Here is a 9,207-nt window from a genome sequence, read left to right on the forward strand (position 1 = left end):
GCCCCCGCCCTCCTCGTCGACAGCCGCGAGGCCCGGCACGAGCGCACCCGCTCCCAGCTCGCCCGCGAGCAGCAGGGCGGCCTGTGGGGCGACATCCTCGGCGCCCTGCGCCAGGAGGCGCCGCGGGCCCAGCTGATCCTCAACCAGCTCAACCCGCTGGTCCGCACCGCCGTCGCCATCGACGAGCCCGAGCTGGCGCGCACCAGCGCCGAAGCCCTCTACGGGCAGGCCGCGCTGCTGTCCCGGCGCCCGCTCAGGCCCGCCGAGTCGAGCCTCATCAACCGCTCCTTCCTCGACCTTCTCGCCCACGCCCTCCGCAAGGACAGCTGACGATGCCGACCGCACCCCAGAACACCGACGAGCTGTACCAGGCGCTCCAGGAGAACGACCGGCTTCCCTACGGCCGCACCCGCACCGTCACCGCCGAGGAACTCGTCGACGCCGCCGAGCAGTTCGCGGACCCGGTACCGCTGATCGACGCGCTCCTCGAACTCCAGGAGGCGTACACCTACGGCTCCGAACCCCGGAAGTCGCCCGTCGTCTTCGCCCGCCTGCTCACCCTCTTCGACGAGCGCCCCGAGGTCTTCGACGAGCGCCTGCGCCACACGCTGTTCTGGCGGTTCAAGTGGGTGGCCAACGCCCTGCGCTCACTGCCCGAGATACCGCTGGCCAGCCTCCGGCAGTGGCTGACCGAGATGCGCGACCGGTACGAGAAGGCCGGCGTCGGCCTCCAGCCCTACTACGGACAGGCGTACCAGCTCGCCGCCCACGTCGGCGAGGACACCGCCCTCGCCTACGAGTTGTGGGCGGGCCGCGCCCGCACCCGGCTCAGCGACTGCGAGGCCTGCGAGACCTGCGAACGCGCCCTGTACCACCTCGCGGCGGGCGACGACGAGCGGGCGCTGCGCGCCTGGGAGCCCGTCCTGGCCGGCAAGGAGTCCTGCCAGGAGGAGCCGGCCCGCTCCGTCTCGTACGCGCTGCTGCCCCTGCTGCGCACCGGCCGCGCCGACCAGGCCCGTGAGCTGCACCTCGCCGGCTACCGCGGCTGCCGCCGCAACCCCTCGATGTCCGGGGAGGTCGGCCGGCACCTGGAGTTCTGCGCGCTGACCGGCAACGAGGCACGCGGCCTGGAACTGCTCGCCGAGAACCGGAGCCTGTTCGACGAGGTCGACTCGCCGCTGGACCTGCTCTCCTTCCTCACCGGCGTGGAAGTCCTCCTCCAGCGCGTCGAGTTCGTCGGCCACGGCGAGCTGCCCGCCGCCGGGTACGCGGGCCGCAGCTGGACGGTGGCCGAGCTGCGCGCCGAGTTGGGTGCCCGCGCCGACCACCTCGCCGCCCGCTTCGACGCCCGCAACGGCACCACGGCGCACACCGACCGCCGCGGGGCCCGCCTGGAGCGCGCCCCGCTCCTGGACGGGCTGGAGCTGACCCTGCGCACCCGCGACCTGGACGAGGTGGCGCCGGCCGCCCCGGCCGCCCGGGTGGGTACGCCCGCCGCCCGCACGGCCGCCGCCCTCCCCGACTCGCTTCCCGAACTCATAATCCGCGCACGGGAGTTGGACGAGCAGGGGCACCCGGACGCGCGGGCCTGCTGGGCGCGACTGCGCACCCTCACCGCCGCCCGCGACTACACCCACCCCGAGGACCCGGCCGTGGGCCCGCTCGTACGGCTGCGCGCGGACCTGCTGGCCGATGAGGCGGACCGGGCCGGCGAGAGGGAGGACTTCGCCGCCTCCGCGGCCCTCCGCGAGGAGGCCGCGGGGCTGTACGAGGAGGCGGGAGCAGTCGGGGACGCGGCCCTCGCCCACGCCTGCGCCCTGCTGGCCGCCGCCGAGGTCCCGGCGCAGGGCGCCGAGGACGAAGCGGAGGCGACGGCCGCCGCGCTGACCGCCGCCCACGCCTCCATGGTCCGCCTGCACGAGGAGACGCCCGGCCTGGCCCCGTACCAGGAGGCCCGCCTGCTGCGGCTGCGGGTGACCGCGCTCGCCCTGCGCCTGCAGTCCTCGGGGAGCGAGGAGCACATCGCGCCGGTCCTCGCCGAGCTGGACCTGCTGGACGCCTTCGCCACCCGGCACGGCATCGCCGGGCAGATCTCCGGCGCCCGGCTCATGCGGGCCAGCACCTACGCCCTCTCCGGCGACCTGCCCCGCGCGGTCAGCGAGATCGACGCCTCCCTGGACTGGTCGAGGGCGCACGGCCCCGCCTGGCACCTGCCCCGCGTGCTCGGGCTGCGCGGCCGGCTCCGGCTCGGCCTCCAGGACGCGCGGGCCGCCCACGCGGACCTCACCGAGGGCCTGCGACTGGCCGCCGACTGGCCGGCGGACGTGGTCGACACCTCCCGCCTGCACGGCGATCTGGCCGAGGCGTGCATGCACCTGGGACGACCCGAGGAGGCGCTGCGGCACCTGACGCGCTCCGCGGAGCTGGACCTCCGCCGGGACCGCCGCACCGACGCGTTCTGCACCTACAGCAACGCGGCCCAGCTCAGCCTCGACCTGGGCCGCGTCGAGGACTGCATCGCCCTGCTCGACTCGCTGCTGGCCGAACCGGACGCCGCCGCCGGGGAGCTGGACGACCGGCTCCTGGCCCAACTGTGCCTGACCCGCGCCCGCGCGCTGCACGCGGGGGACGACCTCAAGGCCGCCACGGCGGAGTTCGTCGCCCTCGCCGCCGAGTCGGCCGGCTGGGACGACGACCCGGGAAGCCACGCCATGATCGCCGCGGAGACCGCCGTACTCCTCGGCGAGTCCGGCGAGTTCGAACGGGCCCGCGAGGTCGCCGACCAGGCACTCGCCGCCCACGCCAAGGCCCCGCGCTACGAGCAGCTCAGCAACTGCCTGCGCGAACTCGCCCGCCTCCAGGCCCAGCGGCAGGGCGCCGAAGGCCTGGCCGACGCCCGCGCCTTCCTCGCCGACGCCGGCCGGATCGCCGACGCGGCCCGCGCCGACGCCTACCAGGCCCGAGGCCGCTCCCTGGACACCGCCCTGGCCTACGAGCACGGGCGGGTCAACGCCTACGCCGGTGAGTACGAGGACGCCGTGGCCGCCCTGGAGAAGGCGCTCGCCCTGCTCGGCGAGCCGGGACCGGAGCAGGAACGCGCCGCCGAGTGGGCCGAGTGCACCCGTCTCGCCGGTGCCGTGGAGGGCATCTACCTGGAACGCCCCGCCCCCGCCCTCACCCGCCTCGACGCGGCGGTATCCCGCCTCACCGCCCTGGGCCACACCGAGGAGGCCGAGCCGCTGACCGCCTTGGCGGCCCGGCTGCGCGAGCAGGAGTGACCCGCCGGTCCCGGTGCCGGGGCCGGCCGCTGCACCGGCATCGGGCCGAGATGTGAACTCCCCGTCGCGGCACGGGTCGGCCGGCGGTGAGAGGCGGCGAGGTTCTCGACTTCGTTCGGCACCTCGCACCGCCGGGGGCGATGGCGGCTGAGTCGGTGCCGTGCGGGTCCGTGCGCCGCCCGAGCCGTTGTGACCAGGGGAGACGGGCGGCTTCGCGGCTGATCGGGCCGCCGTCTCCCCCTTCGCGGCGTCCGGTGAGGCCGTATGGTTGACCAAGCTGTGGCGCAACCTGCCCCACAGTACGGCCTCATAGCGGGGAGTGTGGAGATGGGGAAAGCGGACCCCAAGGAGTCGTACGCCCTCGGGACCGCCGGCCGCGGCCTGGACCCGAGGGCGGAGCGCAGCAGGGCCGCCGCGCTGGCGGCCGCGAGCGATCTGCTGATCGAGAACGGCTGGGCGGGGGTGACCCACGCGTCGGTGGCGGCGCGCAGCGGTGTGGGCCGGACGACGCTGTACCGGCACTGGCCGGAGGCGGCGATGCTGATCCAGCAGCTGCTGGCGGAGCTGTTCCAGGTGGAGCCGGTGGAGCGCACCGGTGAGCTGCGGGCCGATCTCATCGGGGAGTTGCGTTCTTTCCTCAGGGTGCTGCACAACCCGAAGTCGGAGCGGGCGCTGCGGGTGATCATCGACCAGGCGCCGCTCGACCCCCGGTACGCGGAGGTGCTCAGCGCGTGCAGCTGCAAGGGGACCGACGGGCTGCGGGAGATCGTGGACGAGGCCAAGGCGCGCGGGGGGCTGCCCAAGGAGCTTGACACCGATGTCGCGATCGACCACCTGCTGGGCCCGCTGGTCTTCCGCAGGCTCATCTCGGGGCAGGAGTTCCCTGATCAGTACGTGCCGGAGCTTGTCGACAGCTTTCTGGAACCGCTGACTCCGTGATCTTGATCGGTCCTCCAGCGAACCATCAGTGGGGCACCATGTCCCGAAAGAATCCTGGGACCTGTGAAACATCTTGTGCCACGGCGGAGTGGTCGATGTTTCCGTTGAGAGGCTGCCCGGGATTGCATCTGACGGGCTGTTAATCGCGCGGTCGTCTCACATTTGGCGTTTTCGCAGCCAAGAACTGATGGGAGTGATGTCGTGGACCAGCTCATGGACCGAGGTATCCACCCGGATCTGCGTCTGACTCGGGATGCCCGGTTGCATGGCAGGGAGCAGGAGATCGCCGAACTCATCCGCATCCTGAGCGAACCGGGCATCCGGCTGCTCACCGTCACCGGCCCGGCCGGCGTGGGCAAGAGCGCCCTGCTGCACGCGGTGCTCGCCCGCACGGCGTTCCCGGCGGCCCCGGCCGCGGCAGCCGACGCGACCCCCGCGGCGCGGGCCGCCCGGCCGACCGCGGAGGTCGTGGTGGTCGATCTGGCCCTGGCCGGCAGCCGCACCGCCGCCTGGCGCACGGTGGCCGCCGCCCTCGGCATCGCCGAGGACTCCGGCGTCCCGGGCGGCCTCGGCGGCTGCCTCCCGGACCTGATCGGTGCCGCGATCGGTGAGCGCGAGCTGATCCTCGCCCTCGACAACAGCGACCTGGTGGCGCCGATGCTGCCCGCCGACATCGCGGCCCTGCTGCGGCGCTGCCCCCGGCTGCGAACGCTGCTCACCAGCCGTTCGTCCCTCAACGTCTACGCCGAGCACCTCTTCCCGGTCGCACCGCTGCCGGTGGCCGACCGGAACGGTGAACCGGGCGACTCGGACGCGGTCCGGCTCTTCCTCGACCGAGTCGGCGCCCATTACCGCAGCGATGTGCTGCACAGCGGCGAGCTGCGCGACATCGCCGAGATCTGCGCCGAGCTGGACGGGCTGCCGCTCGCCATCGAGGTGACCGCGCGCGCCGTCGGCGCCGTCAGCACCGGCGCGCTCCTCATGGCACTGCGCCGCGGCGAATACCCGTACACCAGCCGCCCGCTGGACGTACCCGCCCGGCACCAGTCCGTCCCCGGCGCGCTCGCCTGGGGGGACCGGGCGCTCAGCACCGGCGAGGGCGCCCTGCTGCGGCGGCTGGCGGTCTGCGAGACCTCCATCGACCTGCTGACCGTGCAGCGGCTGGGCGACCTGAGCCGCACCCAGGCGATGTGCCGACTGGACGCGCTGGTCCGCAAGAGCCTGCTGGTGAGTGCCGGACGCGTGGCCGGCGAACCGGAGTTCCGCCTGCTCGGCGCGGTACGGGCCTACTACCGCGAGCAGCTCGCCGGGACGCCGGGGGAGGAGGCGGAGGCGTACGACCGCCACACCGACCACTACATCCGGTTCGCCGCCGCGGCGGAAGGCGGTCTGCGCGCCCCCGACGAGCGGGCCCGCTGGCTGGCCCTGGTCCCCGCCCGGATGCCCGACATCCGCGCCGCCGTCCGGCGCCTGCAGGACGCCGGCCGGCATGCCGAGGCGATCCGGCTGCTCCTGGCCCTGGACGACGCGCTCACCGTGCACAACCTGCTGCCCGAGACGGCCGCGGTGCTGACGCGCTCGCTGACCGCCCTGGAGAGCGCGCTGCCCGACCGGTCCGCCACCGCGCCCGATGCGGCCGAGGCGGAACGCGCAGCCCTCGCCGACGGTCTGCGGACCGCCGGGAGCTGGGCCCTGGCCCGCGGTGACCTCGCGGCCGCCGAATCCCTGCTGTCCCGCGCGGCCGGGCTCGACAGATGCCCCGACCCGCACATCGGTGACGGGTCGCACGGCGGCCCGCAGATCACCGTGCTCCGCGCGGAGCTGGCCCGGCAGGCGGGGGATGCCGGGACGGCGGAGGCGCGGGCACTGTGGGCCGTGGTGGAGTTCGACGCCCGGCGGGACGTCCGCGGCGCGGCCACCGCCCGCCGGCTGCTCGCCCGGGTCCGCGCCGAACGCGGCGCGCCGGACGCCGAGGAACCCCTGCTGCTCGCCCTGGAGGACCTGCGGTCGCTCCAGGAACCGCACGCCCTCGCTCCGGCGCTGGTCGACCTCGCCCGGGTACGGCTGGCGCTGGGCCGGACCGAGGAGGCGTACCGCACCGTCCGGGAGGCGATGGAACTGCTGCTGCTGCACGGCGGCAGCCCCGCCGAGGTGGTCGGGGCACTGGCGACCGCGGTCAGCGCGGCACCGGACGGCGGCAGCGCCGAACGGCAGCACATGCAGCGGATGTTCGCCATGGCCCGGGCCCTGCGGGAGCACCACCAGGTGGCCTGCGACGAGGGCTTCGCGGCGGCCCGGCGGCGGGTCGCCACCGACCTGCCCTGCCCGGGCGGCACCCGGTCCGAGCGTGTCGTGGCGCTGCCCGGCACCCCCGCCGACTGCCCGTCCCCGCAGTCCGCGCTCACCCTGGCGCTCTCCGCGCCGCCGCCCGCTCCGGTCGAGGAACCCCAGGAGGACCCCCGGCTCGCCGGGCTCACCCCGCGCCAGCACCAGATCGCCGAACTGGTCGCCGAGGGCATGACCAACCGCCAGATCGCCCGGACCCTGGAGCTGTCCGAGTGGACCGTGGTCAACCACCTCCGCCAGGTGATGACCAAGCTGGAGTGCCCGTCCCGGGTGCACGTCACGCGTATCGTGCAGCGCCGGGCCGCCGGCTGACGGCCCCCCACGACGCGGCCCCGCTCGGGCCCGAGCCCGGGCGGGGCCTTCGGGTCGCCGGCACGGGCCGGGTGCCGCCCCGCGAACCGCCCGGCCGCGACCGGCCCCGGCACCCGCGGCCGCGCCGCCGCCCCGAGTGCGGCGGCTTCCCGGCGAGTGCGGCGGCTTCCCGGCGAGTGCGGCGGCTTCCCGGCGAGTGCGGCGGCCGGCCGGCGGACGGCGGAGGCCGCGCCGCCCGCCGAGCGGCCGCACACCAGGGTGGGTCGCGTCAGGGCGGTGGGCCCCGAGGATCACTTGTCGCGGTGGACCGCGGCCTTCGCCATCGCCTGGAGCTCGGCCGCCCACCGCGGGGAGAGCGAGGCGGCGACCGCCTCGTTCGCCACCTTCAGCCGCTCGGCGATGACGGCCTCCACCCGGTCGCGGATGCCGGTGCGGATCAGCAGGGCATGCAGTTCGTCGGGGTCGGTGCCCGGCAGGTCGTCGCCGACCAGGTCCCGTACCTCGGGCTCGTCGGCGAGCGCGAAGGACATCAGCAGCGTCATCTTGTGCTGCTTGAAGTCGAGGCGGGCCGGCTTGCCGGTGACCTCCGCGCTGCCGAAGGCGTCCAGCAGGTCGTCGCGGAGCTGGAAGGCCTCGCCGAGCGCGAGACCGTACTCCTCGAAGACCTCCTGGAGGCCCGGCGTGCCGTCGGCGAGCGCCGCGCCGACCGCCAGCGGCCGGGAGACCGTGTAGCGGCCCGACTTGAACAGCGCGATCCAGCGGGCGAGCGCCGGATCGGGGCGGAACCGGGCGGCGGCCCGGACGTCGAGGAACTGCCCCACCATCAGCTCGGTGGACAGCTCCCCCCAGATCCGGCGGCTCCACTCGGTGCGCGCCGCGCCGGCCATCAGCCGGTCCGCGTAGACCAGGGCGAGGTTGCCGGCGAGCACCGCGACGCTCTCCCCGTACCGCCGCGGCTCGCCGTGCCAGCCGCGTTCGGTGTGCAGCACGGCGTGCCGGATGTGCGCGGTGGGTTCGTTCCGGCGCAGTTCGGAGGCGTCGAAGACATCGTCGTGGAGGAGGGCGGAGGTGTGCAGCAGCTCCAGCGCGGCGGCCGCGTCGACCACCGCGGACGAGCCGGGGTCGCCGCCCGCCGCCAGGTACGCGGCGACGCAGAAGGACGGCCGCAGCCGCTTGCCGCCGCTGGACACCATGTCGGCCACGCAGTCCACCAGCTCCACCGCGTCCGGGTTGGAGGCGGCCCAGGTACGGCGCTCCTCGGCGAGGAAGCCGGCGAGCCGCTCCTCGACCCGGGCCAGCAGCGCCGAGCGCGCCTTCCGCGGGCTCATCGCCGCCTCTGCGCGGTGGGCGTCCGGGTTCTGGGTCATGGTCACTGCAGGCTCCCTGGCATGGCGAAGACGACGTCCTCGGTGGCCGTGGTGATGGTGTCGACATGGCCGTAGCCCAGTTCGGCGAGCCGGGACACCAGCTGTTCGACGAGGATCTCCGGGGCGCTGGCGCCGGAGGTCACACCGACCGTGGTGACGCCCCGCAGCCAGCTCTCGTCCAGCTTGGAGACGTCGTTGACCAGGTAGGACTCGGCGCCGTGCCGGATCGCCACCTCCACCATGCGGACCGAGTTGCTGGAGTTGTCCGAACCGACGACGAGGACGAGATCGGCCTGGGCCGCCAGCTCCTTGACCGCGCTCTGCCGGTTCTGGCTCGCGTAGCACACGTCGTCCGAGCCGGGCCCCCTGAGCTGGGGGAACCGCCGCAGCAGTTCGGCGGCGATGTCCCGGGTCTCGTCGAGCGACAGGGTGGTCTGGGTCAGATAGGAGACCTCGGCCCCCGCGGGCAGCTGGAGCGTGCGGGCGTCCTCCAGGTTCTCCACCACGACGATGTGCTCCGGCGCCTCGCCGACCGTGCCCTCCACCTCCTCGTGCTCGGCGTGGCCGATGAGCAGGATGGTGCGGCCCCCGGCGGCGAACCGCTTGGCCTCCTGGTGCACCTTGGAGACGAGCGGGCAGGTCGCGTCGATCACGTTCAGCTCCCGGGCGTCGGCGCTCGCCCGGACCGCCGGGGAGACCCCGTGGGCGGAGAAGACGCACACCTCGCCCTCCGGCACGTCCTCCTCCGACTCGACGAAGATCGCCCCGCGTTTCTCCAACTGGCGGACGACGTACTGGTTGTGGATGATCTGCTTGCGGACGTAGACCGGGCTGCCATGGATCTCCAGCGCGCGCTCGACCATGCCGATGGCGCGCTCCACTCCCGCGCAGAACCCGCGCGGCTCGGCGAGCAGGACCCGCTTGCGGGCGGCGGAGCCGGGCGCGGCGGCCGGCGAGGGTGTGGC

At 74.7% G+C, this 9,207-nt stretch carries 5 protein-coding genes and 1 pseudogene; 4 read left to right on the forward strand and 2 right to left on the reverse strand.

Going from position 1 to position 9,207, the window contains the following annotated elements; all coding sequences use genetic code 11:
• From E4099_RS23940 to E4099_RS23955, 4 genes and pseudogenes are all read left to right on the forward strand, one after another.
• A pseudogene (locus E4099_RS23940) lies at positions 1–330 on the forward strand (HSP90 family protein); the annotation flags it as partial.
• Positions 331–332: 2 nt separating this feature from the next.
• On the forward strand, positions 333–3,278 hold the full coding sequence (locus E4099_RS23945) for a MalT transcriptional regulator family protein (protein WP_135341189.1): 2,946 nt from the start codon (positions 333–335) through the stop codon (positions 3,276–3,278).
• A 327-nt stretch (positions 3,279–3,605) separates the two neighbouring features.
• The gene (locus E4099_RS23950) at positions 3,606–4,217 is read left to right on the forward strand and encodes a TetR/AcrR family transcriptional regulator (protein ID WP_135341190.1); all 612 of its coding nucleotides are present in this window, start codon (positions 3,606–3,608) and stop codon (positions 4,215–4,217) included.
• A 201-nt stretch (positions 4,218–4,418) separates the two neighbouring features.
• Positions 4,419–6,875: a winged helix-turn-helix domain-containing protein gene (locus E4099_RS23955; RefSeq protein ID WP_135341191.1), complete on the forward strand. Its 2,457-nt coding sequence runs from the start codon at positions 4,419–4,421 to the stop codon at positions 6,873–6,875.
• 290 nt (positions 6,876–7,165) lie between these two features.
• On the opposite strand, the gene E4099_RS23960 is transcribed toward E4099_RS23955, so the two are convergent.
• Together E4099_RS23960 and E4099_RS23965 are read right to left on the reverse strand one after the other, a co-directional pair.
• Positions 7,166–8,242 carry a polyprenyl synthetase family protein gene (locus tag E4099_RS23960; RefSeq protein ID WP_135341192.1) on the reverse strand — a complete coding sequence of 359 codons (1,077 nt, stop codon included), beginning with the start codon at positions 8,240–8,242 and terminating at the stop codon, positions 7,166–7,168.
• A 2-nt stretch (positions 8,243–8,244) separates the two neighbouring features.
• A partial coding sequence (locus E4099_RS23965) for a 4-hydroxy-3-methylbut-2-enyl diphosphate reductase (protein ID WP_280923521.1) occupies positions 8,245–9,207 on the reverse strand: 963 nt, incomplete at its 5' end.

The organism is Streptomyces palmae, from assembly GCF_004684805.1.
Taxonomy (GTDB): Bacteria; Actinomycetota; Actinomycetes; order Streptomycetales; family Streptomycetaceae; genus Streptomyces; species Streptomyces palmae.

Coding starts and splice junctions, on each gene's coding strand:
- E4099_RS23945 (WP_135341189.1), top strand. CDS start 333: ATGCCGACCGCACCCCAGAACACCGACGAGCTGTACCAGGCGCTCCAG.
- E4099_RS23950 (WP_135341190.1), top strand. CDS start 3,606: ATGGGGAAAGCGGACCCCAAGGAGTCGTACGCCCTCGGGACCGCCGGC.
- E4099_RS23960 (WP_135341192.1), bottom strand. CDS start 8,242: ATGACCCAGAACCCGGACGCCCACCGCGCAGAGGCGGCGATGAGCCCG.